The sequence below is a fragment of the Paraburkholderia yinzeri genome (genome assembly GCF_046581065.1).
Lineage (GTDB): Bacteria > Pseudomonadota > Gammaproteobacteria > Burkholderiales > Burkholderiaceae > Paraburkholderia.
In genome coordinates this window covers 2,486,238-2,513,023 of the sequence record NZ_JBFOCJ010000001.1, presented here as the reverse complement: position 1 = coordinate 2,513,023, position 26,786 = coordinate 2,486,238, and the positions used below count along the sequence as shown (strand labels likewise).

The window sequence follows — 26,786 nt, the reverse complement described above, 5'->3', positions numbered from 1 at the left end:
GAACACTGCCAGCGTACTTCGCCGCGCCCGGTAAAGCATGTGCATCGAGGTTAAACCTTCTTCATCATGAAACGCGGCAGCCCCGATCGCACGGACTGGCGCCGGCGCCTACCCGTGCGGTATCGCAGCAAACTAAACTTCTCTTCATTTTCGTGTAATGGACCGGAAGGTTTTTGTCAGCTATCGTGACCGACATGAGCACACGGTTCACGCGAAGGAACATCATGAAGACCCTCATCCGATTCTGTCTCGCCGCGAGTGTGGCATGCGCCGCCTCGGCACACGCCCAGACCGCGACGCAAAGCGCGCAGCCCGCGAACGCTGCTACGGCAGCGGCAACCGCAAATAGCGCCGTGATGCCCGCCTACGGCCAGCCGGTACATGAAAAAACACGCGCCGAGGTCTATCAGGAGTTGGTTCGGGCCGAGCAGGACGGGCAGCTCAAGTACCTGAATTCGACGCTCTATGCCCATCACTAACGGCTTTCACGCAACGATGCCAGTCTGACACCCTGAAGAGCCGCTGCCTGTCCGCCTCGCAATCGCCATGTTGTAAACCGGTGCGCGCGCAACTTTTCACGCGCCCCCGGGAATCGCCACCAGGCGTCCCTGGCAGCCCGCGTCAAGCCGGGCTGAATCATAAAAAGCTGTAAGCATCCCGCCTTTCGGCTGCAACACGCCGGCCTCACCATCTCGCCTTCCGCCTCGAATTTCATCGACGTGGGGGCAATCGTCCGCCGGCTCCTCGGCTTCGGCTCCCGCCACGCTTCTTAACTTCGTAAGACAGGCATCACGGCCGATTAATTCCTTGTCTCTACGATTGCCGCGTCTCTCAACCAGATCGTCAATCGAAAACAAGGACACCTACGGATGACACAGCATCAGACGCGGTTCCGCAGAAAGCCGCTGGCACAACTTCTTCTGGCCTCGCTCTGCACTACGGGCGCTCCGCTTGCCTTCGCGCAGTCGAGCGGCGATCTCGGCGCCGTGCAAAGCACCGCTTCGTCGGGCTCGGCGACGAGCGACACGGGCAACCCGAACAATCCGCAGTCGGCCCCGGCACAGGCGCCGACCCAAGGCTCGCTCACGGCTTCCGAGCCGAAGTCGATCATCAACAAGAACTACATCCAGAACAGCACGCCGCCCACGGCCAACTACAGCGACATCATCCAGATCGCGCCGAGCGTGTCGGGCATTACCCCGAACGGTCCCGGCCTCATGGAAACGCAAAGCCTGACGATCCGCGGCTTTCAGGACGGCCAGTACAACGTGACGTTCGACGGCATTCCGTTCGGCGACACCAACGACTTCACGCACCATTCGACGTCGTTCTTCAACTCGCAGAACATCGGTAGCATCGCCGTGGATCGCGGTCCGGGCGACGCTTCGCAGATCGGCTTCGCGACCTTCGGGGGCACGGTGTCCATCGCCTCGATCGAGCCCTCGCTAACGCCGGCGTTCACCGTGCTCGGCTCCTACGGTAGCTGGAACACGTGGCTCGCGGGCGGCCAGTTCAACACGGGCGACCTGCAGCAGTGGGGCGACGCGCGCGCGGTAGTGGGCTACGACCACTCGGACAGCGACGGCTATCTGAACGACGTCGGGCAGCGGCGCGACAACTTCTACTTCAAGCTCGACAAGCCGATCGGCAACGACACGCTGCTGACGTTCTACGCCGACTACAACCGCATCTACCAGAACACCTCGCTCGGCGCGACGGCCGCACAGATCGCCCAGTACGGCCCGAACTTCGGCCTGAACGGCAATCCGGCTAGCCAGGCGTTCTACGGCTACAACTTCGACCGCATCAACACCGACTTCGAATATATCGGCCTGCAAACGGTGCTGGGAAGCTGGAAGCTCGACAACAAGGTCTACACCTACGGCTATTACCACGACGGCTTCAACGGCCTCGACCCCAACGGCGAGACGCCGAACGGCACCACGTTCGGCGCGGACAACGTGCCGGGCACGCAGATGGCCAACAACTATCGCGCATGGGGCGACGTCCTGGACGCGCAGCGGGATCTGGGTCCGGGCAAGCTGACGCTGGGCGGGTGGCTCGCGTACCAGACGAACTACCGCGACAACATGAACGTGGACGACACGCTGAACTTTGCGCTGGAGCAACTGAACTTCACGATGCACGACACGATGCTCACGTTCCAGCCGTACATCCAGTACGCGTGGAAGCTGCCGTACGGGCTCACGCTCACGCCGGGCGTCAAGTACGTGTCGTTCGAGCGCAGTATCGATTCGCCGCAAAACCAGAGCACGGGCGCCCCCGTCGACTTCAGCCACACGTGGACCAAGGTCCTGCCCTCGGTCACGCTGCATGAGGACTTCAACAAGAACTGGAGCGCGTACGTGCAGTACGCCCAGGGTTTCCTCGCGCCGAACCTGAACGTCTTCTACGTGCCGAATCCCTCGCTGTCCGGCCAACCGGCTCCCGAGCAGACCGACAACTACCAGATCGGCACCACGTACAAGTCAAACCGCCTGACGGTCGCGGCCGACGTCTACTACATCAACTTCCGCAATGCCGTGACGAGCACCACGGTCGGCGGCGAAACGTACTTCTCGAACGCGGGCGGCGCCGTCTACAAGGGCGTCGAAACCGAGGCAACGTATTACGTCGGCTACGGCGTGAGTCTCTACGGCAACCTCACGTTCAACTCGGCCAAGCAGAAGAGCACCGGCGCGTGGATGCAGAATGCGCCGCAGCAGACCGCCGCGTTCGGCGCGATCTACGACCGCGGTCCGCTGCACGCCTCGTTGATCTCGAAGTTCATCGGCCACCAGTACGGCGATACGGGCGACACGCAGCCGATCGGCGGCTTCCTCGTCACGAACCTGGCCGGCGCTTACACGATCAAGTCGCCGACCACGTGGATGCGCAACACGCGCATCGGCCTCGAGATCGACAACCTCTTCAACCGGACGAGCATAGACGGCCTCGCCGGCTACACCGCCGCGGACAACACGCCGCTCTACTGGACGATCCCCGGCCGCTCGGTCATCGCGACCGTCTCGACCGACTTTTAACCTCTGACTGGAGTTCCATGCCATGACTGCCGACACCCTGATGCATCTCGCGAGCGATTCGGGCGGCGTACTGTACGTCATCGCGGCCATGCTGTTCGTCGCGCTGACCGTCATCGTCGAGCGTACCTGGTTCCTGCAGCGCGTCGCCGCGAGCGGCCGTGCGGCGCTGGACCAGCTCGACCGCCTCGACCGCGTCGATGCCGCGGCGCTCTCGACGCTCGCGGCCCGCTATCGCGATCTGCCGGTCGGCCGGGTCATATCGCTCGCCGCGCGCATGGCGGGCGAGCGCAGCCGCGAGAAACTCACGGCGTCGCTCGACGAAACCATCATGCGCGAGGCGCCGCGCATCGACCGCTTCCTCTGGGTGCTCGACACGGCCGTGACGCTCGCCCCGCTGCTCGGCCTCTTCGGCACGATCGTCGGCATGTTCCACGCGTTCCAGGTGCTCTCGAACCCCGGCAATGCGCCGACCCAGGTGACGGGCGGCGTGGCCGAGGCACTCGTTGCGACCGCATCGGGTCTGTTCGTCGCGATGATCGGCCTGCTGTTCTTCAACGGGCTGCACAACCGCGTGCGGATCGTCGTGCATCAGCTCGAAACGGTGAAGATGTCGCTCGTCAACCGCATGTCGGGCATCGCGTACGAGCCGCTGACCGAGGTGCAGGAAAGCCGGCGCGACGTGGCGGCAAGACTGGCCTCGCAGGGAGCGTGACGATGAAGTACTTCGAAGCACGCAAGGCCCGCATCGAGATCATCCCGATGATCGACATCATGTTCTTCCTGCTGGTGTTCTTCATCATGATCACGCTGCACATGATCCCGAACGCGGGCCTCGCCACGCGGCTGCCGTCGAGCTCCACCGCGCAGCCGCTGCCGCCGCCGAAGATCACGGTCACGCTCACCGACGACGGCACGCTCTCGGTCGACTCGCGCACGCTCACGCCCGCCCAGCTCACGGCGCTGCTTGGCCGCGAAGCCGATCCGGCGCATACGGTCGTGACGATCGCCGGCGCAAGCGGCGCGCGCCTGCAGTACCTCGTGGCCGCGATGGATGCGTGCCGCGCGGCCGGCGTGACCCAGGTCGCCCTCGCGGCCCAGCCGGCGGCGAAGTGACATGGCCACCCTCTCCACCGCATCCGTCGTGTCCGAAGAGCGGCGCCTGTATACGGCGGCGGGCGTCGCGCTCGTCGTGGAGCTGGTGTTGCTGGGGCTCGGCTGGGCGATGCTCGCGCACAAGAGCGCCGCGCCGCCGCCCGAGCGGCCGCCCACCCTGCTTTCGTTGACGAGCGCGCCGGCACCGCACCCTGCGGCGCCGACGCCAGCACCGCCGACGCCCAAGCCGCCTCCGCCGGTGCCGCAACCGCACCGGACCGAGCCGGTTCATCGCGCCGCGCATGCGGCGCCGCCCCGGCCCGTCACCGAACCGCCGCGGCCCACGCCGGCGCCGTCCGCGGCTCCGCTGCCCGCGCCCTCCCCGGCAACGGCACCGACCGACGCGGCGCCGCCGCCCGCGCCCGCCCCGGCGCCTGCACCCACACCCGCGCCGGCCGGTCCGAGCCCGGACTTCGCCAGCAAGGTGCGCGCGGCGATCCAGGCTGCGCTGCACTACCCGGAATCGGCGCGCATGGCCGGCATTTCGGGGCGCACGCGCGTCGCGTTCCAGTACCGCGACGGGGCCGTGTCGGGCGAAACCGTGGTCGTGTCCAGCGGCGTTGCGCTGCTCGACCGCGCGGCGCTCGCCGCCGTGCGCGACGCGGACTATCCCAGGCCGGAACCCGCCTTTGCGGGCAAAACCCTTACCGAACAACTATGGGTCAACTTCAATCTAGACGATCACGAATGAAACTGATTCTGCCCGTACTCTCCGCTTGCTTCGCTTTCCTTATTAATGACGCGGCGACTGCCGCCACGCTGCCCGCCAACGCGCCTGTGCACCACGTGCTGCTGGTGAGCGTGGACGGGCTCCACGCGAGCGACCTCGCCCGCTACGTTTCGGCTCATCCCGATAGCACGCTCGCGCAGCTCGCAGCCCAAGGCATCGACTACACGAACGCCCAGGCGGTCGTGCCGGCCGACTCGTTTCCCGGCCTGCTCGCGCTTGTGACGGGCGGCACGCCCGCGGCGACCGGCGTGTATTACGACGACTCGTACGACCGCGCCCTCGCGCCCCCCGGCAGCGACTGCAGCCGCACGGGCACGCGCGTGCGCTACGACGAATCGCTCGACAAGGACGACGGCCACGGCCACGACGAAATCGACGCCGCCAAGCTGCCGCTCGATCCGCGGCATGGCTGCGCACCGGTCTACCCGCATGCCTACCTGCGCGTAAACACCATTTTCGAAGCCGTGCGCGACGCGGGCGGCTACACGGCGTGGATCGACAAGCACCCGACCTACGAACTCGTCGAGGGGCCTTCGGGCCATGGCGTCGACGATCTGTTCCTGCCGGAGATCGGCGCCAACTACGAGGGGCTCACCGACGCGAAGGCGCGCGAAATCACCGGCTCGCTCGCGAAAACCGAGGCCTACGACGACATGAAGGCCCGCGCGCTCGTCAACGAGATCGACGGCCTGACCCACGACGGGCGCGCCTCGGCAACCGTGCCGAACGTGTTCGGCCTGAACCTGCAGGCCGTCAACGTGGCGCAGAAGATCTACGGCTACCGCGACGCGGACGGCGATCCCACGCCGGGCCTGGAAAGCGCGATCGCGCATGTCGACACCCTGCTGCATGCGTTCGTGACCGAACTCGACCGCCACCACCTGCGCGAGGACACGCTCGTGATCGTGACGGCCAAGCACGGCAACGGCCCGATCGACCGCACGCGGCTCGACAAGATCGACGAGGCCCAGCTCGCGAAGGTGATCGATGCGGCCGCGCCGGGCGCCCTCGCGCAACTGACGACCGACCACGGCGCGCTCGTGTGGCTGCGCAACCCCGCCGCGGCCCCGGCCATCACGGCGGCGCTGCGCGCGCATGCAGAGGCGCTCGGCATCGCGGACGTGATCAGCGGCGAGCGTCTCGCGCTGCGCTTCCCGGCCCCAGCCGCCGACAGCCGCACGCCCGACATCGTGGTCGTGTCGCGCAACGGTGTCATATTCACGCCACCGCACGATGGTAAGCTCGCCGAGCACGGCGGGTTTCACGGCGACGACACGCGCGTCGCGCTGCTCGTGTCGAGCCCGCGGCTCGCCGCGACGGGCGCGAGCGTCACGTGGCCCGTCTCGACGACCCAGGTCGCGCCGACGATACTTGCGGCGCTCGGCCTGCCGCCGAAAGCACTGCAAGCCGTCGCGCTGGAAGGCACACCGGTCTTGCCGGGCACGGCCTGGGCCACGACGGATCCGCTCGCGCATGACGAAACGCTAACGCCGGCCTCCGGCCATTAAGTTGCCACCAGGTTGCCACTGAACTGCCGATGAACAGCCCGCTCGCAAGCCGCCCCACCGTGCTGGTCGTCGAAGACGACGCCGGCGCGGGGCTGGAAGTCACCGCCGCTCTCGAAGACTACGGGTTCGAGGTGGAGTGCGTGCCGACCGGCTTTCAGGGGCTGCTGCGGGCGACCAACGGCAAATTCGACGCCATCGTGCTCGATCGCATGCTGCCCGACCTGGACGGCCTCTCGATCCTCACCACGCTGCGCAACATCGGCAAAGAGACGCCCGTGCTGATCCTGAGCGCGCTCGACGCGGTGGACGAGCGCGTGCGCGGATTGCGGGCCGGCGGTGACGACTACGTCGTCAAGCCCTTCGATGGGCTGGAGCTGACGGCGCGCCTGAACGCGCTGCTGCGCCGCCGCCATGCCACGCTGGCCGGCTCGGCCGACGCATCGGTACTGCAGATCGACGATCTCACGCTCGACACCGAAACGCACGTCGTCCAGCGTTCGGGAGAACTGATCGATCTGAAGCCGCGCGAATACAACCTGCTCGAATTCCTGATGCGCCACGCGGGCGAAGTGGTGACGCGCGCGATGCTGCTCGAGTCGGTATGGAATTATCACTTCGGCACGCAGACCAACGTGATCGACATGCATATCAGCAACCTGCGCCGCAAGCTCAGTTGCAACGGGCGGCTTTCGGCCATGATCGTGACGGTGCGCAATGCCGGCTATATCATCCATGCCGCGGGCTGACGCCCGCCGCCGCGCGCGCCTCTCCGGCGGCGTCGGCTGGCTGCTGGCCGTGTTCGTCGGCTCGGCCATCGCCCTCTTCGCGCTGCTTTACTGGCTCACGGCCAGCTATCTGCTGCACGAGGTCGACGAGCGGCTGCGCGGCGAGTTCGCCGAGTTTCATGCGATCGACCGCACTCAGGCGATCGCGACGATCGCGGCGCTGAGCCGCCGCGACATCGCGACTTCGCGGCCCTATGGCCTGTTCGACGCCGCGGGCGTACGCCTTGCGGGCAATATCTCGGCCCTGCCGCCCGAAAAGGACCGCAAGCCGTTCAATTACACGGAAACGATCCGCGACGGCGACCGCACGAAGACCGCGCACTATCGCGGCGTCATCATTCCGACCACGAGCGGCCTGCGCATCGTCGTGGGCCATTCGATCGACGAAGTCCGCCGTTTCGACCGCACCCTGCTGAAAACGCTGTGCGCCGGCGTCGCGCTGACGAGTCTGCTGGCGCTCGCCTGCGGCGCGGCGCTCAACCATATTTCGAACCGCAGGATCGCGGCGATCAGCGAGACCGCCGGCGAGATCATGGCCGGCAAGCTCAACCGGCGCCTGCCGCTGCGCGGCACGACCGACGACCTCGACCGCCTCGCCGCCATCGTCAACACGATGCTCGACGAAATCGAGCGCCTCGTCGGTGAGGTTCGCGGCGTGTGCGCGGGCATCGCCCACGACCTGCGCACGCCGATGACCTCGCTGCGCGCGGGGCTGGAACGCACCCGGCGGCGCACCGGGTCCCCCGAGGCGCTCGGCCACGCCATCGACGTCGCCATCGGCCAGTCGGACGTGGTGCTCAATCGCTTCACCGCCCTGCTGCGGATCGCGGAAGTCGAGTCGGGCAGCCGCCGCGCGAGCTTCCGCACGGTCGCGCTCGACACCGTGCTGCGCGACGTCGCCGAACTCTACGAGCCGCTGGCGGAGAATCGCCGGCTCTCGCTGACGCTCGATACCGGCGTGCCCGTGGAAGTCAACGGCGACTTCGATCTGCTGTTCGGCGCGATCGAGAACCTCGTCGACAACGCGCTCAAGTTCACCCCGGAGGGCGGCGCGGTCGAACTGGGCGTGCGGTTCGACGGCGGACAACCGCTGCTCGTGGTGGCCGACACCGGCCCCGGCATCGCGCCGGCCGAGCGCGGCGCCGTGCTGCACACCTTTTATCGGGCTCACAGGTTCGAGCATTCGACACCCGGCCACGGTCTCGGTCTCAGTCTGGTCGCGGCGATTGCGCGCGTGCACGACGCCGCCATCGAAATCCTCGACAACGAGCCAGGCTGCCGGATGCAACTGAGATTCCCCAAACCCGCGACCGCCTGACCGGACCGCGCGCCCGACCGACGGCACGCTGATCGCGATGGCCAAGTCCGGTTTCGTGTTCTTCGACTACGAAGCCAGGAAAGTCGTGCCGATGCCGGAGGCATTCCGCGCCCAATTTCAGAACGTCAACACGGTCGGCTGATACGCTCTCTCTTGTGGCTGGCGGCTAGCGCGGCTGGAATGCGATCAGCGCCATGCCGATCAGCGTGAATGCCATGCCGGCCCAGTCCCACGCGCTGGGCCGGATCGCCTCGACGGCCCAAAGCCAAACCATCGCCACACAAACGTAGACGCCGCCATAGGCCGCATACGTGCGGCCGGCCGCGCTCGGGTGCAGCGTGAGCAACCCTGCGAACAGCGCGAGCGAGGCGGCGGCGGGCACGAGCCACCACGCGCTCGCGCCTTCGCGCAGCCATCGGTACGGCAGGTAGCAGCCAACGATTTCGGCCAGCGCGGTCAGCACGAATAGCAGGAATGTCGTCATCGTAAAGCGGTGTCGCAATTTGGGGCGCTCATGGTACCGCGGCAAGCCCCTGCCGGCACAGCGCCGCGAGCGACGAGAAACCGCAGGTATTTCCCGAAAACATAAATTCCTCGCGTTTCAGGTCTTCGAACGAATATTCCGATAATTTCAATTCTCGTCAAAGAATGCTTGAATAAATCGACCTACCGCTTCTCTTTTCGAAATAATCTCACCTGAATGGCGTCGTCGAATTCCCAATACGCATCCTCAACGCTTTCTCGCTCGCAAAAAAACGCTCGACGCCTTATAAATTGCGCACACTCAATTAAACTTTCCGAAAATTCGCCAATAATGATTTCTCGCATCGGCAGTTTCCAATAAACCGATTTTCCAAAGCCGGAGGAAATCAAACATGCAGAACGCCATTCGACAAAAATCGCCGGCCAGCCGGCGCGCCTGGAACGGCTTTGTCGCCGCCGCGCTGATCATTGCCGCCGCGGCTTTCCAGGCGCCATCCGCGCACGCGCAGGACAGCGGCCAGGGCAACCTGCCGCGCGTCGCCGTGCTCGCCACGGGCGGCACCATCGCCGGCCAGGCCGATACACGTGCCGCGAATGCGTATAACGCCGGTGCCGTCGGCGCGCAGCAGCTCGTGCAGGCCGTGCCCGGCATCGAGAAGCTGGCCCACCTTTCCACCGAACAGGTCGCCTCGATCGGTTCGCAGGACATGAACGACAAGGTCTGGTTTACGCTCGCGCGCCGCATCCAGGAGATCTTCGACAAAAACGAGGCCGACGCCGTCGTGATCACGCACGGCACCGACACCCTCGAAGAAACCGCGTTCTTCCTCGACAACGTGCTGCATACCGACAAGCCCGTCGTGCTGGTCGGCTCGATGCGTCCGTCCACGGCAACGAGCGCGGACGGCCCGAGCAATCTGTACGAAGCCGTCGAGGTCGCGGCCAGTCCGTCCGCGCGCGGGCGCGGCGTCCTCGTGGTGCTGAACGACCAGATCCAGTCGGCGCGCTGGACCACGAAGACCAACACGACGAGCGTGCAGACCTTCGTGTCGCCCGACACCGGCCCGATCGGTTATGTCGATCCGGCGAGCGTGCGCTTCGTCGCGCCTGCCTACCAGCCCGACAGCCACAAGTACGCGCTGCCCTCGGGCGACGCGCTGCCGCGCGTCGAGATCGTGTACTCGCACGCGAACATGGACGCAATGGAGATCGACAGTGCGATCGCGGACAAGGCGAAGGGCATCGTGCTCGCCGGCGTCGGCGACGGCAACACCTCGAAAACGGCCCTCGATGCGTTGCAGCGCGCCGCGAAGCAAGGAATCGTGGTGGTGCGCGCGTCGCGTGTGGGCTCGGGCTTCGTGAACCGCAACGTCGAGGTCAACGACGACACCAGCGGCTTTGCCGTCTCGCTCGACCTCAATCCTCAGAAGGCGCGCATTCTCACGCAGATCCTGATCGCGAACGGCATCACGCAGACGGCGCAGGTGCAGAAGGCATTCGCGGCTACCTGGTAAGCCGCGGGCCTGGTATCGCTAGCGCCGGAAGACAGGCAAAAAGAGGCGCGCCTCGCGATCAACGCGAAGGCGCGCCCGAGGAGCTCCGCTGAACTGCTCCACCGCTCAGGGATTTTTACTACACTCAGGGACGCTCGCCGCGTGCCAGCCGGTTTTCGATCTCGCTCACCACGGGCAGCAGGTCGGCCACGCTGTCGATCACATAGTGGGCGCCCGCGGCGCGCAGGCGCTCCACGGCTGCCTCGCGGCGACGCGCGAATTCGTCGAGCGGGAGCGCGCGCACCTCTTCCTCGGTCATGCCGAACGCGTTGCCGCTTACGGCCACGCCCACGGCCCACGTGCCGCCGTTGATACCCTCCTCGATGCCGACCTCGGTGTCGTCCACCTTGATCGCATCGCGCGCGAGCCACACGCCGAGCTGCGGCAGCGTGCGATAGATCATGTACGGCGACGGACGGCCTTCGGGCGTATCGCCGGTGCAGACGATGCTGTCGGGCTGAAAGCCCTGCGCGGCCGCACCCGGCACGATCTGGTCGATGATCTCGCGCGTGTAGCCCGTGGTCGAGCCGATGCGCACGCCTTCGGCGCGCAGCGCGGCGGTCACGGCGGGCACGCCCGGGATCACGTCGCTGTATTGCGCGGCAACCGCGACGTTCTTCGGCACGAACACGTCGTACACGACGTCGATGTCCGCGTCGCCCGGCGCATGGCCGTGGCGCGCCTCCCAGGCTTGCGCGACGCGCGGCAGCGCCATCAGCGCCGCGATGTGCGGACGTTTGGCCATGCCCATCGGGCCGCGCGCCTCGTCGATCGTGATCGGCACGCCGAACGCCTCGAAGGTTTCGACGAATGCCCCCATCGGCGCGCGCGAACCATAGTCCACCACCGTGCCGGCCCAGTCGAAGATCACTGCCTTAACGTGTTTCATTGCCTTAAGTCCTGCGAAATGCCTGCGTAGAGAGTTCTTGCGTGATATGGCGGCCGCAGCGGCCGTTCATGCCGCGAGCGCCTCGCGCGCGCCGAGCGCGGCGAGATCCGGTGCGCCGCTCGTCACGCCGAGCGTGCGCAGCGCCGAACCGCATGCGGTCACGACGCGCCGCATCACCGTGTCGTCCAGCGCGCCGATGCAGCCGATGCGGAAGCTCTCGACGGCGGTCAGTTTGCCCGGATAGATGATGAAACCCCGCGCCTTCATCAGCTCGTAGAAACGCTCGAAATGGAACGCCGGATCGGCGGGCGAAAAAAACGTCACGATGATGGGCGAACGCCACGCCTCGGTCAGGAGCGGCTCGAAGCCGAGCGAGCACATACCCGCGACCAGCACGTCGCGGTTGCGCGCATAGCGCTCGAGACGCCCGGGCTGGCCGCCTTCGAGGGCATGGAGGCGCAGCGCCTCGACGAACGCGGCGACGGTATGCGTGGGCGGCGTGAAGCGCCACTGGCCCGTGCGGTTCATCACATCCCATTGATCGTGGATGTCGAGCGAGAGCGAATGGCTGTTGCCCTTTGCCTCGCGCAGCACGTCCTGCTTCGCGATCACGAAGCCGAAGCCCGGCACGCCTTCAATGCACTTGTTTGCGGAAGAAACGAACGCGTCGCACGGCAGCTTGCACACGTCGAGCGGCACCGCGCCGAACGCGCTCATCGAGTCGATCAAAAGACGGCGGCCCTGGCGCGCCGTCACGGCGGCGATCTCCTCGATCGGGTTCAGGATGCCGGAGCTGGTCTCGCAGTGGACCACCACGACATGCGTGATGTCGGTGTTGGCGACGAGAAGGCGTTCGACGTCGGCCGCGCGCGGCGGCAGATAGTCGCCGGTATCGTGCAGGGTGTGGCGGCGGCCCAGATAGCGCAGCGTCGTCGCAATGCGCTTGCCGTAGGCGCCATTTGCGAGCACGAGCGCGTGGCCGTCGCGCGGCACGAAGCTGCCGAGCATCGCCTCCACGCAATAGCTGCCGCTGCCCTGCAGCGGCACGCAGTCCCAGGCGCCCTCGGGGCCGCCGGCGATCGCCAGCAGGCTGCTGCGCAACCGGGCCGTCATGGCCCGGAACTCGCCGTCCCACGAGCCCCAGTCGCGCAGCATGGCTTCCTTCGTGGAAGCAGCCGTGGTGAGCGGCCCGGGGGTCAGCAGGTAAGGTTCGGCGGGGGTGGTCATGCGGCGACTCCGGTCGGGGTTCAGCATCGAATGCCGACACAGTACCGGAACGTCATACATCGGTAAAATCGATATAATCGATGCTTACATAAGCTAAACTTATCGGAACCGGATCGCCATGCAGTACGCCCAGTTACGCGCTTTTCACGCCGTCGCCGAACATGGCGGCTTCTCGCGCGCCGCGCAGGCGCTCTCGCTCACGCAGCCGGCCATCTCGGACCACGTGAGGAGGCTGGAGCAGGATTTCGGAGTCAAGCTTTTCGAGCGCGCGCCGCGCGGCGTCGAGCTGACCGACCTCGGGCGGCGCCTTTTCGCAGTGACGCGGCAGATGGTGGGCTGCGAGCGCGACGCCCGCCGGCTGCTGGAGGCCGCGGGCGCGCTGGAGTCGGGCGAGCTTTCGCTGATCGCCGATGCCCCCGACCTCGCGATCAAGCTCATCGGCGTATTCCGGCGCCGTTATCCCGGCGTGGTGGTGAAGCTGTCGATCGCGAACGCGACCGAATGCCTGCGCCGCGTGCTCGCCAGCGAGGTGGACGCGGCGATCACGGCGGCGCGTCAGGTGCATAGCCGCCTGCAAACGCGCGTGCTGCGCGAAGAACCGCTCGTCGCGGTCGTCCCCGCCGACAGCCCCGCCGCGAAGAAACGGCGCATGAGCTACGAGGAGCTCGTGCGCGAGCCGATGGTCTTTCGCGAGGCGCAGTCGGTGACGCAGCAACTGCTCGAAGCCGAACTCGTGCGCAAAGGCCTGCAGGTGCAGCCCGTGCTCTACGTGGACGGCCGCGAGGCCTTGCAGACGGCCATCGCGCAGGGCGTGGGCGTGGGGGTGATCGCGCATGCGGAGTTCGGCGAGTCGCGCCGCATCCGCATGGTGCCGCTCGTGGATTGCCAGGTGCGCATGGTCGAATCGCTCACGAGGCTCGCCGATCAGCCGTCTTCGAACCTGCTCGACGCCCTCTTCGCAATCGATCCAGACTGAGCGCGGCCGGCTCGGGTGCGCCGGTTCGGGTAACGACTCAGCTCACGATGATATTCGTGCCGATGGCGTTGAGCAGGTCGCGCAGCGTCTCCGCCTGCTCCATGCGCGCGCCGCTGCGCAAATGAATGCGCACGGCACGGCCGGCAATGCCGTCCACGGGCCGCGACAGCCATAACTCCACCGCCAGACCCAAACCCTCGGGGCAATCCGCGGCGGCCGACTCGATGACGCGCGGCTTGAAACAAGCGGATTCGGACATGGTCGGGACCTCGTCGTGGGTGGGCGGTCCTTCCATCGTAACGACGGGGAGGCACGCGACCAAACGACGAATACGCGTTAGCAAATGACAATCGTGCGGCGAAGGCGGCAATGTTCTGCATCCCTCTTCATTTCCCTTACGAGACCGGGCACAGCGTGGCAAACTGGTCGGGTTGTTTCGCCCCGGAGCCCGTCATGGAGCGTCCGTTCACCGATCGCCACGAAGCGGGCCGCCTGCTCGCTCAGCAACTTTCCCCGTACGCTTCACGACGCGACGTCGTTGTGCTCGCGCTGCCGCGCGGCGGCGTGCCGGTTGCCTTCGAGGTCGCGGCCGCGCTGGGCGCGCCGCTCGATGTCCTGCCCGTCTGCAAGCTCGGTACGCCGTGGCATGCGGAGCTCGCCATGGGTGCGCTCTCGTCGAACGGCGCGCAGTTCGTGGACGAAGCGCTCGTGCGCGAAGCCGGCGTGAGCGCGGCACAACTGCAAAGCGCGCTGGCCACGGCGCGCATCGAACTGGGGCGCCGCGAAGCGCGCTATCGCGGCGAGCGGCCGCCGGTGGCCGTAGCCGGACGCGTGGCGCTCGTCATCGACGACGGGATGGCGACGGGCGCGTCGCTTCAGGCTGCCGCGCGGGCCCTCGCGACACTCGGTCCGGCCCGTATCGTCGCCGCGGTCCCCGTTGCGCCCGCACTGGCGCGCAACCGTCTGGGCAACGCTGTGGACGAACTCGTCAGCGTGCTCGCGCCCCAGCACTTCTACAGCGTCGGGCAGTTCTACCTCGACTTCGATCAGGTTGGCGACGATACCGTGCGCGAGCTGCTCGACGAAGCGGCCCGCGGCCCGGATCTGTCCTGAGGGCCCACTGGTGCTCGCCGGTGCCCCTCGGCTCAGCGCACAGGATTGGCCGCGCGCTCTCCCACCACGGTCTGCCAGGGCCGCACGCGCCAGCTTCGGACCAGTTCCGCCGTGACATAGGGATCGGCGCGCGCGAAAGCTTCGGCCGCGGCGGATGTCTCGCCCTCGAATAGCAGGAGCGCGCTGTCTACCGGATCGGCCACCGCGCCTGCGAGCAGCAGTGCGCCCCGTTGCGCTGCCGCCCAGGCAAGCGCGAGATGGGCGTTGCGGTGCTCGGCGCGGCGTTCGAGATAGTCTTCGGCGAGTTCGTACATCAAGAGCCAATGCATCGTGCCCTCCTTAAGGCGTTCACGTAACTACGGGGTGTAAATCGCATTGTGCGGTATGCCGTCAACCGCGGACATTGCTGCCCCGTTTTTAAGAAGGCTTTGCCATAATGGTCGCCGCGAAAATGGACCGCCAAGGCCCGCTCGCACGACTACCGACAACGTCGAAATCCCAAGGGAGTGACCCATGAAAATGCAATCCGTTATTGCTGCAATCGTGCTGGGCGGCGTGCTGGCCGCACCGGCGTTCGCCCAGACCCCCGCTTCTGCAGCCGCGCCGAACAGCCAGCAACAGAAGATGAAGGCATGTAATACGCAGGCCGGCGACAAGAAGGGTGACGACCGCAAGGCCTTCATGAAGCAATGTCTTTCGGCCAGCGGCGCACCGGCGCCGACAATGTCGCAGCAGGAACGGATGAAGGCGTGCAACACGCAGGCCGGCGACAAGAAAGGCGACGACCGCAAGGCCTTCATGAAGCAGTGCCTCTCGACGAAGAGCTGACCGCCACACCGGTTGCGGGCGCGCGGCGGTTACGACAGCCGCGCGTTTTTTTCGCGCGCCTGCGCCTCAACCGGCTCAACCCGCTCCGCCCACCCGACTCCTCGCACTTTCCCCTCCGCCCAGGCGCCGCCTTCGTACACGCCGTTTTTCTCCTATGATGGCTCCAACGGCGGTCCCATCCCGAACGACATAACGCCTACGCCATCGGGCCGCCGGTTGACGTTGATGCCAATGGCATCGAACGGAGGCACGGATGGCATGGAGACACAAGAACCGCTGGTTTCGCCGCTGGCTGCTGGTGATCGTATTCTGGCTGGTGCCGGTGATGATCGTCGCCGTGCGCGAGGTTCAGGAAGAGATGGCCTACAACCGCGAGGATCTCCAGCGAGCGCTGGCCACGTGGACGTTCACCGACGCCGAACGCAGCGCCGGCCTGCCGCAGCGCTGCCAGGGCAGCGCCGACACGGCCCGCGCCGCCGGCTGCCCGGCCGAAGTCCTGGCGCGGAACGCCGCGCGCTGGCAGGAAGCGCAAGACGAATACGCACTGCGCCGCAGCACGCTCTTCGGCTATCTCTGGCATGCGTTCGTCGGCTACTGGATCGTGCCGGCGGCCACGCTGCTCGCCCTCGGCGTGCTGATCGGCGGCGTTCGCCGCGCGCTTCGGCGCCCGCCTGCGAAGCCGCCCGCGAAAGCCGTACCGGAGCAATGACGCCACTGCGGCAAATAGTTGCGGTGTCCGCTGTCGTTATCACCCATCGCGCATGGCAGCCCTTTGCCGTGCGCCGCTTCGACGCCGCACCGCGGCCCATTCCGGATGCTTGCGGGATGGGCTCGCTCAAACAGCCCCCAGAAATATCTGTGCTATAACCGCTTCAGCCCGCATAGTCGGCCTTCCTGGCCATTAGCGGTGCGGTATCCGGCCACCAAAACGGAGAAGAAAATGCAAAAGTACGGCTTCCTTCTGAAGGCTTCGATCGCCATTGCGCTCGCCAGCGTCACGCTCGCAGGCTGCAGCACCACCGGCGATCAACCTCCCACCGCCGCCTCGAACGATGCACGCAAACAGGCGATCGATGCGAGCGTGGACGGTACGCTCTCGCGCCTGTTCCAGACCGTGCCGGGCTCACGTGAACTGGTCAGCAAGGCACGCGGCATCCTGGTGTTCCCGAAGGTCACTCAGGCAGGTATCGGCATCGGCGGCGAGCACGGCGACGGCGCGCTGCGCATAGGCGGCAGCACGGCCGGTTACTACAGCACGACGTCGGTGTCGGTGGGCGCCACGCTCGGCATGCAGACGAAGTCGGTCGTCTATCTCTTCATGACGCAGGATGCGCTGGAGCGGCTGCACACCTCGGAAGGCTGGTCGGTGGGCGGCGACGCTTCGGTCGCGCTCGTGAAGGTCGGCGCGAACGGCAGCATCGACACGACCACCGCCGTGAAACCGGTCGAAGTGTTCGTGATGACCGACAGCGGCCTGATCGGCGACCTGTCGCTCAACAGCACGAAGATCTCGCGTCTCGACCTCTAAGGAAGAAACGTGCGCTGCATTCCGCGAGCCGTTCAGCTCGCGGACGTATCGATCACCTTGAAGCGCGAGCGCCGGCTCGCGCGGATCACCGCCTGATACGCCTCCACGTACTGCTGCGCCATGCGGCGCGACGTGAAGCGCTCCTCGAAGCGGCGCCGCACGCCGGCGCGCGGCACGCGCGCGAGGCGGTTCACGGCGGCCACCGCGCCGATTTCGTCTTCCACGATATAGCCCGTCACCCCCTCGTCCACGACTTCCGGCACCGCGCCGCGGTTGAACGCGATCACGGGCGTGCCGCAAGCCATTGCCTCGATCATCACGAGGCCGAACGGCTCCGGCCAGTCGATCGGAAACAGCAGCGCGTGGGCACCCGAAAGGAATTCGGCCTTTTGCGAGTCGGAAATTTCGCCGATGAACTCGACGCCTGGCAGTGCCAACAGTGGTTTGATCGTGCGCTCGAAGTATTCGCGGTCGGCCTCGTCCACCTTCGCCGCGATGCGAATGGGCAGCCCGCAGCGGCGCGCGATGCCGATCGCCGTGTCCACGCGCTTTTCCGGCGAGATGCGGCCGAGGAAGGCCAGATAGCGCTGCTCGACCGGCTGCGGCACATAGAGGTGCTCGGGCAGCCCGTGATAGACCGTGCTGAGCCACTTGGCCTGAGGCAAAGGCTGGCGTTGCGCGTTCGAGATCGAAATGACCGGCGCCGTGTTGAAGGTATCGAATACGGGCTGCTGCTCGGGCAGATCGAGGCGGCCGTGCAAGGTCGTCACGAACGGCGTGTCCTGGCGCTTGAACACCGAGAACGAGTAGTAGTCCATATGGAAGTGCAGCACGTCGAATTGATCGGCCTGGCGGCGCACCATTTCCATGAGCAGCATGTGCGGCGCGATGCGGTCGCGGATGGAGGGATCGAGGCGCAGCGCGCGCGGCCAGACTGGCTCGAGCCTGGCACGCGTGACCGAGTCGCCGCTCGCGAACAGCGTGACTTCATGGCCAAGGTCCACGAGCGCTTCGGTGATGTACGACACGGCGCGTTCCGTGCCGCCGTAGAGCTTGGGCGGAACCGATTCGGTGAGCGGGGCGATCTGGGCGATTCTCATCGGGAGTCTCCGTCAATCCGGTGCGCGGGCGCGATCGGGCAGCGCCGCGGCTTCTGATCTCATGACGCATTGTAAGGCAAGGCGAACGCGAACCGGCACGGCAGCGGGCGACAGGCCGGCCGCCGCCCCGGGGACGCCTTCCGCATAAAGCCCCGTTGCCGTGCAAGCCGCGTACCCGCGCCCGAATTCTTTCCCGTGCGCCCGCCTTCAGCGCGACGGCCATTTCCAGGGCGGCAGGTCGAGCGCCTCGGCGTCGGCCAGCGCGGTCGCACCGAGCTTGCGTTCCAGCACGATCGACCGGCTGCCCTCCTCGCGCTCCAGCGCCGCGACGAGGCGCGCCGCATGCGACACCACAAGCACCTGCGAATGCCGTGACGCCCGCGCGATGAGGCGCGCCAGCGAAGCCAGCAGGTCGGGATGGAGGCTCGTTTCCGGTTCGTCGAGCACGAGGAGTGCCGGCGGCCTGGGACTCAGCAAGGCCGCCGCGAGCAGCAGGTAGCGCAAGGTGCCGTCCGAAAGCTCGGCCGCGCGCAACGGCCGCAGCAGCCCTTGCTGGCGCAGCGCCAGTTCGAAGCGGCCTTCGTGGTTGACGATCTCGACCCGCGCACCGGGAAAGGCGTCAGCGACGGCCGTGTCGAGCGCTTCGCTGTCGCCGATCTCGCGTATCGTCTGCAACGCCGCGGCGAGATTCGCGCCGTCGTCGGAAAGCACCGGCGAATGCGTGCCGATCTGTACCTGTCGCGCGGGGGCCAGCTCATCGGTACGGAAGTGATCGTAAAAGCGCCACGAGCGAATCTGCTCGCGCACCGCGATCATCTCCGGCGCGCTGCGCGGGTCTGCAAACTCCGACATCATGCTGTCGAAGCTCGCGACGGGCTGCGCCAGCGTGGTCCAGTCCCCCGCTTCGTCGCGGATGCGGATCGCCGGACCCTGGCGGTCGACCAGCAACGCCGAAGGGCGCAGCAGCGGCCCGCTCCAGATGCATTCGCGCTTGATGACCGGGTCGAGCGCGAACTGCGACGTCGACGCCGTCGGCAACCCGAGATCGATCACATAGCCGAACGCGTCGCCCGCGAAGCCGAGACGCAAACTCACGACGTCCTTGCGCACGGTGCCCTGAACCGGGACGGCGCCCTCAAGCACTGCGCGGGAGAAGCGCTCGGGGCCGGCCCAGAGCGTCGATTGCAGTCCGCCCTCGCGCGCGAGCGAGGGAATCACGCCGCCTCGCGCAGTGAGCGCGAGCAGACGCAATGCACGGTAGAGATTCGACTTGCCGCTGCCGTTCGGTCCGGTAACGACGTTGAGCGGCCCGAGCGGCACGATCAGTTCGCGCAGCGAGCGGTAGTTGGCAATGGCGAGCGTGGTCAGCATGAGACAGTGTGGCGGAAGCGATCGCGGGATCATACGCAATCGCGCGCGACGCCGGCCCGAGGCTGCGCCTCGCGCAACGTCCAGCCAAGCCTCGTGCGCGGTCGAGACCGGACGTCACCGGGACGATCAGCGCAGCCGGGGCACGTTGGCCAGATCGCTCAGGAAGGTGTCGCGCCAGACGCCGAGATCGTTGCGCCGCAGCGCCGCCATGTTGGTCTCGTAGCGCGACTGGCGCTCCGCAAGCGGCATCGACAACGCCCGCTGCAGCGCCTCCGCCATGCCGGTCGCATCGTGCGGATTGACGAGCAGCGCGCCCGAGAGTTCGGCGGCGGCGCCCGCGAAGACCGAAAGCACGAGCACGCCGGGGTCGGCGGGGTTCTGCGCCGCGACATACTCCTTCGCCACGAGATTCATGCCGTCGTGCAGCGGCGTGACATAGCCCACCTGCGACTCGCGAAACAGCGACATCAGCTTCCAGCGGTCGTACTGCTGGCTCAGATAGCGGATCGGCGTGTAGTCGAGCCCCGAGTAGCGGCCGTTGATGCGCCCGGCCTCGCGTTCGAGTTCCTCGCGGATCAGCCGGTAGCTGGCGACGTCCGAGCGCGTGGGCGGCGCGATCTGCACGAGCGTGACCTTGCCGCGCCACTCCGGGGCGTCTTCCAGCAGTTGCTCGAACGCGTGGAAACGCTCGACGAGCCCTTTCGAATAATCGAGCCGGTCCACGCTCATGATGAGCTTGCGCCCTTCCAGGCTCTGCTTGAGGTCGAGCACATGCTGGCGGCTCTCGTAGCGGGCCGCCTGTTCGGCGATCTCGTCCGGGAACACGCCGATGCGATAGACGCCCGTGCGCAACCTGCGGCCGTACGCTTCCACCTGGGCCTTGTCGCCCTGCTCGCTCACCTTGCCGCGCGCCTCGCGCACGATGTAGTCGTGAAACGCCTGCTGGTCATTGCGCGTCTGAAAGCCCAGCAGGTCGTAGCAGCACAGCGATCTCACGAGTTCATCGTGCGGCGGAATCGTCTGCAGCACCTGCGGCGAGGGAAACGGAATATGCAGAAAAAAACCGGTCCGGTTCGTGACGCCCTCGGAACGCAGGGCTTCGGCAAACGGAATCAGATGGTAGTCGTGCACCCAGATGTTGTCGTCGGGGTCGACCAGTTTGATGAGCTTGTGGGCAAGCCACGCGTTCACGCGGCGATATCCCGCGTACTCGTCGCGCTCGTAGCGCGCGAGGTCGTTGCGGTAGTGAAAGACGGGCCAGAGCGTGGCGTTCGAAAAGCCGCGGTAGTACTGATCGTAGTCCTTGCGCGTGAGACCGACGGTCGCGAACGTGACGGGCTCTTCGTCGACAAGGACCGGCCCCGCGTTCGCCACGCTTTCGCTGACGACGTCGCCGCTCCAGCCGAACCAGACGCCGCCCGCGTCCTTGAGCGCGCCGAACACGCCCACGGCCAGCCCGCCTGCGGAGCCCTTGGTCTCCGTTGGCGTTGCCACGCGATTCGACACGACGATCAATCTACCCATTCCGGCTTCCTCCGCACGTCTTGCCTCGACTCCGGGCGCCGGGTGGGTGCTCCTGGAGCCACAGGCCGCCGAGGCCGGCCCGGCTATCGTGCTCACCGGCCAGCACGAAGCGTGCCGCGTGCGGATCGGCCTGACCCGCGCCGCCCCGCCGACGTGGAAAACCGGCCCGGCGGCCGGCGGATCAGCCTGCGCTCAACCTCCGCTGCCCGGCGCGCAAGGGAATGCCTTGCCAAGGCCGAGCGAAATGGCCGTGCTGGCGTTGTAGCCCGCCACGTTCGGGTTGTCGGCGATGTACTTGCGCACCGCGTCGGTCAGTTGCGCCGAGCGTGCGTCCGGCGGCAGGCAGAAGTACTGGCCCACGCGCGGCCCGGTCGTGCCGCCGATCGCATCGATCGTGTTGAAGATCCCGTCGGCGGCGCCTTCGATATAGGCCGCGCACGCGCTACGCGAGGCTACATCGGTCTTGGTGCAGAGCCGGTTCAGATCGCTGGCCGTGAAGGCGAATGCCGACACCGGCAGAGCGAGCGCACCGGCGCAAATCAGAGCCCGCAGCATGGTTCTCCTTGATTCGTAACTGTGGGGTGCGGCGCCCGCCTGGGAGCGCCGCCTGGCCGCCGGTCGGTCCGGTCCTGCGGCAATCCCGTTATTTTGCACCGTTTTGCGGCGCCGCCGTGTCAGTGGGCTGAGCGCCTTGCTGCGCCATGCGGGCGGAGAGGCCCTTGATCGCGTCCGGCGACTTGTACTGCTTGGCGAAGTCGAGCGCATTCATGCCGATCTGGTTCTTCGCGTTGAGGTCCGCGCCGTTGTCGAGCAGCAGCTTGAGCGTCGAGATATGGTCGCCGCGCGCGGCCATCATGAGGGGCGTGGTGCCATTGGGCGACGGCGCGTCCACATAGGCCGAATAGCCGAGCAGCAGCTTCGCGATGTCGTCGTGGCCATTGGCCGCCGCGTAATGCAGCGCGGTCCAGCCCTTCTTGTTGACTTCCGCGCCCTTCGTGATGAGGAGCTTCACGAGGTCGGTGTCGCCGTTGAGCGAGGCCATCATCAGCGCGTTCTCGCCGGCGCCGTCTTCGATCTCGATCTTCGTTTGCGGATTGTCGAGCAGCACGGCCACCACCTTGTCGGACTTCTCGCGCGCGGCCAGCACCAGGAGCGGCATGCCGTGGTCGTCCGTTGCGTTCGGGTCCATGCCCTTGGCGAGATCCTCCGAAACGGCCTTGTCGTCGTCGAACTTGACGGCCTTCACGAGCGAGTCGATCGGCGCGGCGTGCGCGGGCGCGGCGGCCAGCAGCGCGGCACTCATACCGAAGGCGAGCGCGGCGGCCACGCGGCGCACGGACGCGGCACGGACGGGAAAGACGGCGGGCGAAAGCGGATTAAAGTTCATGTGAGACCTTAATATTTTTCGATATCTTGTTGATAATAAACGGCATTGACAGCTCACGGTCACGCACTCAAACCGCTGCCGGGATCTTGAAGAGCCGGAAGAAGTTCTGCGTGGTGGCCGCGCCCAGTTCGGCATCGGAGATCCCCCGCTGCTGCGCAATGAATCTTCCGACATGGCTCACGTACGCAGGTTCATTGGGCTTGCCGCGAAAAGGCACCGGCGCGAGGTACGGCGAGTCCGTTTCGATCAGCAACCGGTCGATCGGCACGCGCCGCGCCACGTCCTGCACGTCGGTGGCGCTCTTGAACGTGACGATGCCCGAGAGCGAGATATGGAAGTTCTGCGCGAGCGCCGGCTCGGCGACGGACCACGGCTCCGTGAAGCAGTGCATGACGCCGCCCGGCACGCCCGCGCGCTCCTCTTCCATCAGGCGCAGCGTGTCCTCGGAAGCGGCGCGCGTATGGATAATCAAGGGCTTGTTCGTCGCGTGCGCCGCGCGGATATGGGTGCGGAAGCGCTCGCGCTGCCACTCCATGTCGGCGATCGTGCGCTCGCCGAGGCGGTAGTAATCGAGCCCCGTTTCGCCGATCGCGACCACCTTCGGATGCGCGGCCAGTTCCACGAGTTCGGCGACGGTCGGCTCCCGCACATCCTCGTGATCTGGATGCACCCCCACCGAGGCGTAGACGTTCTCGAAGCGGCTGGCGATGTCGAGCACCGAGGGCAGCGTCTCCAGATCGACCGAAACGCACAACGCGTGCGTCACGGCGTTCGAGCGCATGTTCTCCAGAACCTGCGGCAGACGGTCGGCCAGACCCTCGAAATTGATGTGGCAATGCGAATCGACGAACATGGGCGGTCCTGCGCGGGTTCAGGCGGCGGGCGCGGTGTCGAGCCGCTTGCCGAGGATGATCAGATCGCGCTCGATGCCGTCGAGCACGGCGACACGCGGGAGCGTGCCCCACGCCCCGAAACCGAAGCCCTGGAAGAGCCGCATGCTCGGCTCGTTGTGGCCGAACACGAAGCCCAGCACCGTGTGGATATCGAGACCCGGCGCAGCTTCGAGGGCGGCGGTCAGGAGCTTGCGCCCGAGGCCCTTGCCGCGCGCGGCTTCGTCGAGATAGATGCTGACCTCGGACGTGTGGCGGTAGGCCGGGCGTCCGTAGAAGTCGGAGAAGCTGAGCCACGCGATCACGCGGCCACCCTCTTCGACCACCCACAATGGCCGCGTGGTGGGCCCGTGCGCGTGGAACCACGGCAGGCGGCTTTCCACGTTGACCGGCTCCAGATCGGCCGTGACCTGCCGCGAGGGCACGGTCGAGTTGTAGATGGCGACGATGGCGGGCAGATCGTCGAGGGTGGCATCCCGGTAGACAAGACTCATGGTGCTTTATTTCGGCTGGGGCTCGCGTTGCCTGGCGTTCGGCGCGGCGGGCCGGGTCGGTGGATCAGTCAGATTGGCGCTTTGCGCGAATGATCGGTCGAGCATCAGTCGAACAATTCACGATAGCCGAGAAACAGTTCTTCGAATACGAGACGCGCGTTCAGCGGATGGTTCTCGACCGCGCGCTGACGCGTGACGGTTTTCAGGTAGTGTGCGAGCGCCGGTGCGTCGAGCTTCGCGGCACAGCGCGCGAGCGCCGCGGCGGCCTGCGGGAAATAGCGCGGCCGGCCGGCGGTGCGCTCGGCGAGCAGGTCGTACGCCCAGCGCTGGAGCCAGCCCAGCACGAGCGGCACGGGCAGCTTTTGCAGCGTCTCGCCGCAGGCGAAGGCGTCGCAGGCCGGCCCCGCCGAGAGTTGCGCGAGGGTCCAGTCGCGCAGCGTGCGGTTCTCGTCGCGGGTGAGCGCGAGCGCCGCGAGCGGCGCGCCGCCCGCCTCGGCCAGCAGGGCCTTTGCGTCGGCCACGCCCTGCGCCGCGAGCCACGCTTCGGCGGTCTCGGGTGCAGGCGTGGAGAGCGGCCACTGACGGCAGCGGCTGATGATGGTGGGCAGCAGGCGATCGACTCGCGCCGAAACGAGCAGAAACACGACGCCCGAGGGCGGTTCCTCCAGCGTCTTCAGGAGAGCATTGGCGGCGGCCACGTTCAGCGCCTCGGCCGGGTACAGCACGACGACGCGCAAGCCGCCGCGATGCGACCCCACTGCCGTGAAGTCCAGCAGCGCGCGCACCTGCTCGATGCGGATTTCCTTGCTGGGCGTGCGGGTCTTCTTGCTCTCTTCCCCTTCGCCCTTCTCACTCTTGTCGGCCGCTTTGTCGCCGTCGTCCGCGCCCACCGGGCCTACCTCGGCTGCCAGCGCTTCGGGCACGATGACGCGGTAGTCCGGGTGATTGCCCTGGACGAACCAGTTGCAGGCCGGGCACGAACCGCAGGGCTCGCCATTGGGCTGCGGCGACTCGCACAGGAGCCCTTTGGCCAGATGCTGGGCGAAGTGCAGCTTGCCGATCCCGGCCTGGCCGTGCAGCAGCAGTGCGTGCGGCCAGTGGCTGCGCAGTTGCTGGAGGCGCTCCCAGTCGCCGGTCTGCCACGGATAGATCATTTTGGAATCAACCAGTTAGCCGAGAATATCAAAGCGCCGCGATCACATGCCCGAGCTGGGCGCGGATCGTTTCGATACTCTGCGTCGAATCGACGATCACGAAGCGGTACGGCGCTTCCTCCGCCCGGCGCAGGTATTCGGCGCGCGTGCGCACGAAAAACGTGTCGGTCTCGCTCTCGAAGCGATCCGGCTCGCGCGCCGCGCCGCGGCGTTCGCTCGCCGTGGCCGGCAGAACATCGAACAGCACCGTCAGGTCGGGCTGGAAACCGCCCTGCACCCAGCGCTCCAGCGTCTCCAGCTTGTCGCGCGGCAACCCGCGTCCGCCGCCCTGGTAGGCGAAGGTCGCGTCGGTAAAACGGTCGGAGAGCACCCAATCGCCGCGCGCGAGCGCCGGCTCGATCACCTGGGCCAGATGCTCGCGGCGCGCCCCAAACATCAGCAGCGCCTCGGTTTCGAGGTCCATCGGCTGGTGCAGCAGGATTTCGCGCAGCGTTTCGCCAAGCGGCGTGCCGCCCGGCTCGCGCGTCATCACGACCTGGCGCCCGGCGCCGGCCAGCTTGTCCGCAAGCCGGTCGCGAAACCAGGCGAGATGCGTGGTCTTGCCCGCACCGTCGATGCCCTCGAACGTGATGAATCGGCCCCGCGCCATTTACTGCCCCCGAATGTATTTGTCGACAGCCTTGTTATGGTCGACCAGATTGTCCGAAAAAACGCTGCTGCCATCGCCCCGCGCCACGAAATACAGCGCGGCCGTCGATGCCGGATTCAGCGCCGCCTGCAGCGACGCCGCACCCGGCAGCGCAATGGGTGTCGGCGGCAAACCAAGGTGCAGATACGTATTGTAAAGAGTGTCGGTCTGCAGATCCTGCCTGTGCAGGCGGCCCTGGTAACTTTCGCCGAGCCCGTAGATCACGGCGGGGTCGGTCTGCAGCGGCATGCCCGAGCGCAGCCGGTTGGCGAACACCGCGGCCACGAGCGCCCGGTCGCCGGCCTTGCCCGTTTCCTTCTCGATCAGCGAGGCGAGCGTGAGCGCCTCGTAGGGCGACGTGAGCGGCAGCCCCGGCGAGCGCGCGGACCAGGCCTCGGCAAGCCGCGTCTGCATCAGCCGGTAGGCGCGGCGATAGACGTCGAGGTCGCTCGTGTCCTTGTCGAACAAATAGGTGTCGGGGAAGAACAGGCCTTCGGCATTGCCCATAGGCGCAGCCGGCGCGCCGATCGCGGCGAGCAGTTGCGCGTCGCTCATGCCGGCGCTGTCGTGGTGCAGCGCCGGGTTGGCGTCGAGCTCCGCGCGCATGCGCTTGAAAGTCCAGCCTTCGATGATCGTCGCGACGTACTCGTTAACGTCGCCGAGCGCCATCTTTTGCAGCACCTCGTAGGGCGTAATGCCGAGCTTGAATTCGTAGTTGCCGGACTTGAGCGTGCTTTGCAGACCGAGCACGCGTGTCATCAGCACGAACAGGTCGGTCTGGACCGGCACGCCGCCGCGGCGCAGTTGCGCGGTGACGCTGCGTACCGAGCTGTGCGGCTTGATGGTCACATCGAGCTGAGGGGTGGCAAGCTGGACAGGGGAATTGGCCCAGTGCCAGATGCCGCCCGCGGCGGCCGCGCCAAGCACGGCGAGCGTGGCGCCGGCAACAAGGCATTTCTTGAAGAGGGACATGAAAACACGGCTCGGAACGAGCCTCCTATAATAACCGCTTGCCCTCGCTAAAGTCAGGATTGACTGTTCCCC

The 26,786-nt window shown here is 66.7% G+C and carries 29 protein-coding genes and 1 pseudogene; 15 read left to right on the top strand and 15 right to left on the bottom strand.

Annotated features, from left to right (window positions below):
• The first annotated feature begins 224 nt into the window (after window positions 1–224).
• From WJ542_RS11990 to WJ542_RS11950, 9 genes and pseudogenes are all read left to right on the top strand, one after another.
• Entirely contained in the window at window positions 225–479 is a 255-nt protein-coding gene (locus tag WJ542_RS11990) for a DUF4148 domain-containing protein (RefSeq protein ID WP_411189501.1), read from the top strand.
• Window positions 480–869: 390 nt separating this feature from the next.
• Window positions 870–3,044 carry a TonB-dependent receptor gene (locus tag WJ542_RS11985; protein WP_411189500.1) on the top strand — a complete coding sequence of 725 codons (2,175 nt, stop codon included), beginning with the start codon at window positions 870–872 and terminating at the stop codon, window positions 3,042–3,044.
• A 22-nt stretch (window positions 3,045–3,066) separates the two neighbouring features.
• Complete coding sequence (locus WJ542_RS11980) at window positions 3,067–3,756, top strand: MotA/TolQ/ExbB proton channel family protein (protein WP_411189499.1); 690 nt, start codon at window positions 3,067–3,069, stop codon at window positions 3,754–3,756.
• Window positions 3,757–3,758: 2 nt separating this feature from the next.
• A complete protein-coding gene (locus WJ542_RS11975) occupies window positions 3,759–4,157 on the top strand; it encodes an ExbD/TolR family protein (RefSeq protein WP_411189498.1) in 399 nt (132 codons plus the stop codon).
• A 1-nt stretch (window position 4,158) separates the two neighbouring features.
• On the top strand, window positions 4,159–4,887 hold the full coding sequence (locus WJ542_RS11970; protein ID WP_411189497.1) for a TonB family protein: 729 nt from the start codon (window positions 4,159–4,161) through the stop codon (window positions 4,885–4,887).
• Window positions 4,884–6,434 carry an alkaline phosphatase family protein gene (locus tag WJ542_RS11965; RefSeq protein ID WP_411189496.1) on the top strand — a complete coding sequence of 517 codons (1,551 nt, stop codon included), beginning with the start codon at window positions 4,884–4,886 and terminating at the stop codon, window positions 6,432–6,434. The genes WJ542_RS11970 and WJ542_RS11965 overlap by 4 nt, the downstream gene beginning before the upstream one ends.
• Before the next feature lie 29 nt (window positions 6,435–6,463).
• Window positions 6,464–7,180 carry a response regulator transcription factor gene (locus tag WJ542_RS11960; RefSeq protein WP_411189495.1) on the top strand — a complete coding sequence of 239 codons (717 nt, stop codon included), beginning with the start codon at window positions 6,464–6,466 and terminating at the stop codon, window positions 7,178–7,180.
• The gene (locus WJ542_RS11955) at window positions 7,167–8,537 is read left to right on the top strand and encodes a sensor histidine kinase (protein ID WP_411189494.1); all 1,371 of its coding nucleotides are present in this window, start codon (window positions 7,167–7,169) and stop codon (window positions 8,535–8,537) included. The genes WJ542_RS11960 and WJ542_RS11955 overlap by 14 nt, the downstream gene beginning before the upstream one ends.
• A 1-nt stretch (window position 8,538) precedes the next feature.
• Window positions 8,539–8,679, top strand: a pseudogene (locus tag WJ542_RS11950) (thioesterase family protein); the annotation flags it as partial.
• 24 nt (window positions 8,680–8,703) lie between these two features.
• Here WJ542_RS11950 and WJ542_RS11945 read toward each other — a convergent pair.
• A complete protein-coding gene (locus WJ542_RS11945; protein WP_411189493.1) occupies window positions 8,704–9,021 on the bottom strand; it encodes a YnfA family protein in 318 nt (105 codons plus the stop codon).
• A gap of 391 nt (window positions 9,022–9,412) precedes the next feature.
• Here WJ542_RS11945 and WJ542_RS11940 point away from each other — a divergent pair, with 391 nt between their 5' ends.
• Entirely contained in the window at window positions 9,413–10,534 is a 1,122-nt protein-coding gene (locus tag WJ542_RS11940; RefSeq protein ID WP_411189492.1) for an asparaginase, read from the top strand.
• A gap of 124 nt (window positions 10,535–10,658) precedes the next feature.
• On the opposite strand, the gene phnX is transcribed toward WJ542_RS11940, so the two are convergent.
• Both phnX and WJ542_RS11930 read right to left on the bottom strand, forming a co-directional pair.
• Window positions 10,659–11,462, bottom strand: coding sequence for a phosphonoacetaldehyde hydrolase (phnX, locus tag WJ542_RS11935; protein ID WP_411189491.1), 804 nt, complete (start codon window positions 11,460–11,462; stop codon window positions 10,659–10,661).
• Window positions 11,463–11,528: 66 nt separating this feature from the next.
• Window positions 11,529–12,689 carry a 2-aminoethylphosphonate--pyruvate transaminase gene (locus WJ542_RS11930; protein ID WP_411189490.1) on the bottom strand — a complete coding sequence of 387 codons (1,161 nt, stop codon included), beginning with the start codon at window positions 12,687–12,689 and terminating at the stop codon, window positions 11,529–11,531.
• Window positions 12,690–12,807: 118 nt separating this feature from the next.
• Here WJ542_RS11930 and WJ542_RS11925 point away from each other — a divergent pair, with 118 nt between their 5' ends.
• Window positions 12,808–13,665: a LysR substrate-binding domain-containing protein gene (locus WJ542_RS11925; protein WP_411189489.1), complete on the top strand. Its 858-nt coding sequence runs from the start codon at window positions 12,808–12,810 to the stop codon at window positions 13,663–13,665.
• Between the two features lie 37 nt (window positions 13,666–13,702).
• Here the strand turns inward: WJ542_RS11925 and WJ542_RS11920 are convergent, their stop codons facing one another.
• Window positions 13,703–13,924 carry a hypothetical protein gene (locus WJ542_RS11920; RefSeq protein ID WP_411189488.1) on the bottom strand — a complete coding sequence of 74 codons (222 nt, stop codon included), beginning with the start codon at window positions 13,922–13,924 and terminating at the stop codon, window positions 13,703–13,705.
• A 194-nt stretch (window positions 13,925–14,118) separates the two neighbouring features.
• Between WJ542_RS11920 and WJ542_RS11915 the strand changes: the two genes are divergently transcribed.
• Window positions 14,119–14,778: a phosphoribosyltransferase gene (locus WJ542_RS11915; RefSeq protein WP_411189487.1), complete on the top strand. Its 660-nt coding sequence runs from the start codon at window positions 14,119–14,121 to the stop codon at window positions 14,776–14,778.
• Window positions 14,779–14,810: 32 nt separating this feature from the next.
• Here WJ542_RS11915 and WJ542_RS11910 read toward each other — a convergent pair whose 3' ends face one another.
• Window positions 14,811–15,107, bottom strand: a complete 297-nt coding sequence (locus WJ542_RS11910) for a YciI-like protein (RefSeq protein ID WP_411189486.1) — start codon at window positions 15,105–15,107, stop codon at window positions 14,811–14,813.
• A gap of 184 nt (window positions 15,108–15,291) precedes the next feature.
• Here WJ542_RS11910 and WJ542_RS11905 point away from each other — a divergent pair, with 184 nt between their 5' ends.
• The 3 genes from WJ542_RS11905 to WJ542_RS11895 all read left to right on the top strand — a co-directional run bounded on the left by WJ542_RS11905 (window position 15,292) and on the right by WJ542_RS11895 (window position 17,134).
• The gene (locus WJ542_RS11905) at window positions 15,292–15,606 is read left to right on the top strand and encodes a PsiF family protein (protein ID WP_411189485.1); all 315 of its coding nucleotides are present in this window, start codon (window positions 15,292–15,294) and stop codon (window positions 15,604–15,606) included.
• A gap of 253 nt (window positions 15,607–15,859) precedes the next feature.
• Complete coding sequence (locus WJ542_RS11900) at window positions 15,860–16,315, top strand: hypothetical protein (RefSeq protein ID WP_411189484.1); 456 nt, start codon at window positions 15,860–15,862, stop codon at window positions 16,313–16,315.
• Between the two features lie 231 nt (window positions 16,316–16,546).
• On the top strand, window positions 16,547–17,134 hold the full coding sequence (locus WJ542_RS11895; RefSeq protein WP_411189483.1) for a BPSL1445 family SYLF domain-containing lipoprotein: 588 nt from the start codon (window positions 16,547–16,549) through the stop codon (window positions 17,132–17,134).
• Between the two features lie 32 nt (window positions 17,135–17,166).
• On the opposite strand, the gene WJ542_RS11890 is transcribed toward WJ542_RS11895, so the two are convergent.
• The 10 genes from WJ542_RS11890 to mltG all read right to left on the bottom strand — a co-directional run bounded on the left by WJ542_RS11890 (window position 17,167) and on the right by mltG (window position 26,714).
• Window positions 17,167–18,234 carry a glycosyltransferase family 4 protein gene (locus WJ542_RS11890; protein WP_411189482.1) on the bottom strand — a complete coding sequence of 356 codons (1,068 nt, stop codon included), beginning with the start codon at window positions 18,232–18,234 and terminating at the stop codon, window positions 17,167–17,169.
• A gap of 207 nt (window positions 18,235–18,441) precedes the next feature.
• Entirely contained in the window at window positions 18,442–19,605 is a 1,164-nt protein-coding gene (locus tag WJ542_RS11885) for an AAA family ATPase (RefSeq protein ID WP_411189481.1), read from the bottom strand.
• Between the two features lie 126 nt (window positions 19,606–19,731).
• Window positions 19,732–21,129: an alpha,alpha-trehalose-phosphate synthase (UDP-forming) gene (gene otsA, locus WJ542_RS11880; RefSeq protein ID WP_411189480.1), complete on the bottom strand. Its 1,398-nt coding sequence runs from the start codon at window positions 21,127–21,129 to the stop codon at window positions 19,732–19,734.
• Window positions 21,130–21,321: 192 nt separating this feature from the next.
• The gene (locus WJ542_RS11875) at window positions 21,322–21,684 is read right to left on the bottom strand and encodes a Rap1a/Tai family immunity protein (protein ID WP_411189479.1); all 363 of its coding nucleotides are present in this window, start codon (window positions 21,682–21,684) and stop codon (window positions 21,322–21,324) included.
• 88 nt (window positions 21,685–21,772) lie between these two features.
• Entirely contained in the window at window positions 21,773–22,516 is a 744-nt protein-coding gene (locus tag WJ542_RS11870) for an ankyrin repeat domain-containing protein (RefSeq protein WP_411189478.1), read from the bottom strand.
• A 67-nt stretch (window positions 22,517–22,583) separates the two neighbouring features.
• Complete coding sequence (locus tag WJ542_RS11865; RefSeq protein ID WP_411189477.1) at window positions 22,584–23,369, bottom strand: TatD family hydrolase; 786 nt, start codon at window positions 23,367–23,369, stop codon at window positions 22,584–22,586.
• Between the two features lie 18 nt (window positions 23,370–23,387).
• The gene (locus tag WJ542_RS11860; RefSeq protein ID WP_411189476.1) at window positions 23,388–23,900 is read right to left on the bottom strand and encodes a GNAT family N-acetyltransferase; all 513 of its coding nucleotides are present in this window, start codon (window positions 23,898–23,900) and stop codon (window positions 23,388–23,390) included.
• Window positions 23,901–24,004: 104 nt separating this feature from the next.
• A complete protein-coding gene (locus WJ542_RS11855) occupies window positions 24,005–25,054 on the bottom strand; it encodes a DNA polymerase III subunit delta' (RefSeq protein ID WP_411189475.1) in 1,050 nt (349 codons plus the stop codon).
• Window positions 25,055–25,082: 28 nt separating this feature from the next.
• On the bottom strand, window positions 25,083–25,703 hold the full coding sequence (gene tmk / locus WJ542_RS11850; RefSeq protein ID WP_411189474.1) for a dTMP kinase: 621 nt from the start codon (window positions 25,701–25,703) through the stop codon (window positions 25,083–25,085).
• The gene (gene mltG / locus WJ542_RS11845; RefSeq protein ID WP_411189473.1) at window positions 25,704–26,714 is read right to left on the bottom strand and encodes an endolytic transglycosylase MltG; all 1,011 of its coding nucleotides are present in this window, start codon (window positions 26,712–26,714) and stop codon (window positions 25,704–25,706) included. It lies immediately after the preceding gene.
• Window positions 26,715–26,786 lie beyond the last annotated feature (72 nt).

Excerpts from the sequence above, each read along its gene's own strand:
- WJ542_RS11990 (WP_411189501.1), top strand. The coding sequence starts at position 225 with ATGAAGACCCTCATCCGATTCTGTCTCGCCGCGAGTGTGGCATGCGCC.
- WJ542_RS11985 (WP_411189500.1), top strand. The coding sequence starts at position 870 with ATGACACAGCATCAGACGCGGTTCCGCAGAAAGCCGCTGGCACAACTT.
- WJ542_RS11980 (WP_411189499.1), top strand. The coding sequence starts at position 3,067 with ATGACTGCCGACACCCTGATGCATCTCGCGAGCGATTCGGGCGGCGTA.
- WJ542_RS11975 (WP_411189498.1), top strand. The coding sequence starts at position 3,759 with ATGAAGTACTTCGAAGCACGCAAGGCCCGCATCGAGATCATCCCGATG.
- WJ542_RS11970 (WP_411189497.1), top strand. The coding sequence starts at position 4,159 with ATGGCCACCCTCTCCACCGCATCCGTCGTGTCCGAAGAGCGGCGCCTG.
- WJ542_RS11965 (WP_411189496.1), top strand. The coding sequence starts at position 4,884 with ATGAAACTGATTCTGCCCGTACTCTCCGCTTGCTTCGCTTTCCTTATT.
- WJ542_RS11960 (WP_411189495.1), top strand. The coding sequence starts at position 6,464 with ATGAACAGCCCGCTCGCAAGCCGCCCCACCGTGCTGGTCGTCGAAGAC.
- WJ542_RS11955 (WP_411189494.1), top strand. The coding sequence starts at position 7,167 with ATGCCGCGGGCTGACGCCCGCCGCCGCGCGCGCCTCTCCGGCGGCGTC.
- WJ542_RS11945 (WP_411189493.1), bottom strand. The coding sequence starts at position 9,021 with ATGACGACATTCCTGCTATTCGTGCTGACCGCGCTGGCCGAAATCGTT.
- WJ542_RS11940 (WP_411189492.1), top strand. The coding sequence starts at position 9,413 with ATGCAGAACGCCATTCGACAAAAATCGCCGGCCAGCCGGCGCGCCTGG.
- phnX (WP_411189491.1), bottom strand. The coding sequence starts at position 11,462 with ATGAAACACGTTAAGGCAGTGATCTTCGACTGGGCCGGCACGGTGGTG.
- WJ542_RS11930 (WP_411189490.1), bottom strand. The coding sequence starts at position 12,689 with ATGACCACCCCCGCCGAACCTTACCTGCTGACCCCCGGGCCGCTCACC.
- WJ542_RS11925 (WP_411189489.1), top strand. The coding sequence starts at position 12,808 with ATGCAGTACGCCCAGTTACGCGCTTTTCACGCCGTCGCCGAACATGGC.
- WJ542_RS11920 (WP_411189488.1), bottom strand. The coding sequence starts at position 13,924 with ATGTCCGAATCCGCTTGTTTCAAGCCGCGCGTCATCGAGTCGGCCGCC.
- WJ542_RS11915 (WP_411189487.1), top strand. The coding sequence starts at position 14,119 with ATGGAGCGTCCGTTCACCGATCGCCACGAAGCGGGCCGCCTGCTCGCT.
- WJ542_RS11910 (WP_411189486.1), bottom strand. The coding sequence starts at position 15,107 with ATGCATTGGCTCTTGATGTACGAACTCGCCGAAGACTATCTCGAACGC.
- WJ542_RS11905 (WP_411189485.1), top strand. The coding sequence starts at position 15,292 with ATGAAAATGCAATCCGTTATTGCTGCAATCGTGCTGGGCGGCGTGCTG.
- WJ542_RS11900 (WP_411189484.1), top strand. The coding sequence starts at position 15,860 with ATGGCATGGAGACACAAGAACCGCTGGTTTCGCCGCTGGCTGCTGGTG.
- WJ542_RS11895 (WP_411189483.1), top strand. The coding sequence starts at position 16,547 with ATGCAAAAGTACGGCTTCCTTCTGAAGGCTTCGATCGCCATTGCGCTC.
- WJ542_RS11890 (WP_411189482.1), bottom strand. The coding sequence starts at position 18,234 with ATGAGAATCGCCCAGATCGCCCCGCTCACCGAATCGGTTCCGCCCAAG.
- WJ542_RS11885 (WP_411189481.1), bottom strand. The coding sequence starts at position 19,605 with ATGCTGACCACGCTCGCCATTGCCAACTACCGCTCGCTGCGCGAACTG.
- otsA (WP_411189480.1), bottom strand. The coding sequence starts at position 21,129 with ATGGGTAGATTGATCGTCGTGTCGAATCGCGTGGCAACGCCAACGGAG.
- WJ542_RS11875 (WP_411189479.1), bottom strand. The coding sequence starts at position 21,684 with ATGCTGCGGGCTCTGATTTGCGCCGGTGCGCTCGCTCTGCCGGTGTCG.
- WJ542_RS11870 (WP_411189478.1), bottom strand. The coding sequence starts at position 22,516 with ATGAACTTTAATCCGCTTTCGCCCGCCGTCTTTCCCGTCCGTGCCGCG.
- WJ542_RS11865 (WP_411189477.1), bottom strand. The coding sequence starts at position 23,369 with ATGTTCGTCGATTCGCATTGCCACATCAATTTCGAGGGTCTGGCCGAC.
- WJ542_RS11860 (WP_411189476.1), bottom strand. The coding sequence starts at position 23,900 with ATGAGTCTTGTCTACCGGGATGCCACCCTCGACGATCTGCCCGCCATC.
- WJ542_RS11855 (WP_411189475.1), bottom strand. The coding sequence starts at position 25,054 with ATGATCTATCCGTGGCAGACCGGCGACTGGGAGCGCCTCCAGCAACTG.
- tmk (WP_411189474.1), bottom strand. The coding sequence starts at position 25,703 with ATGGCGCGGGGCCGATTCATCACGTTCGAGGGCATCGACGGTGCGGGC.
- mltG (WP_411189473.1), bottom strand. The coding sequence starts at position 26,714 with ATGTCCCTCTTCAAGAAATGCCTTGTTGCCGGCGCCACGCTCGCCGTG.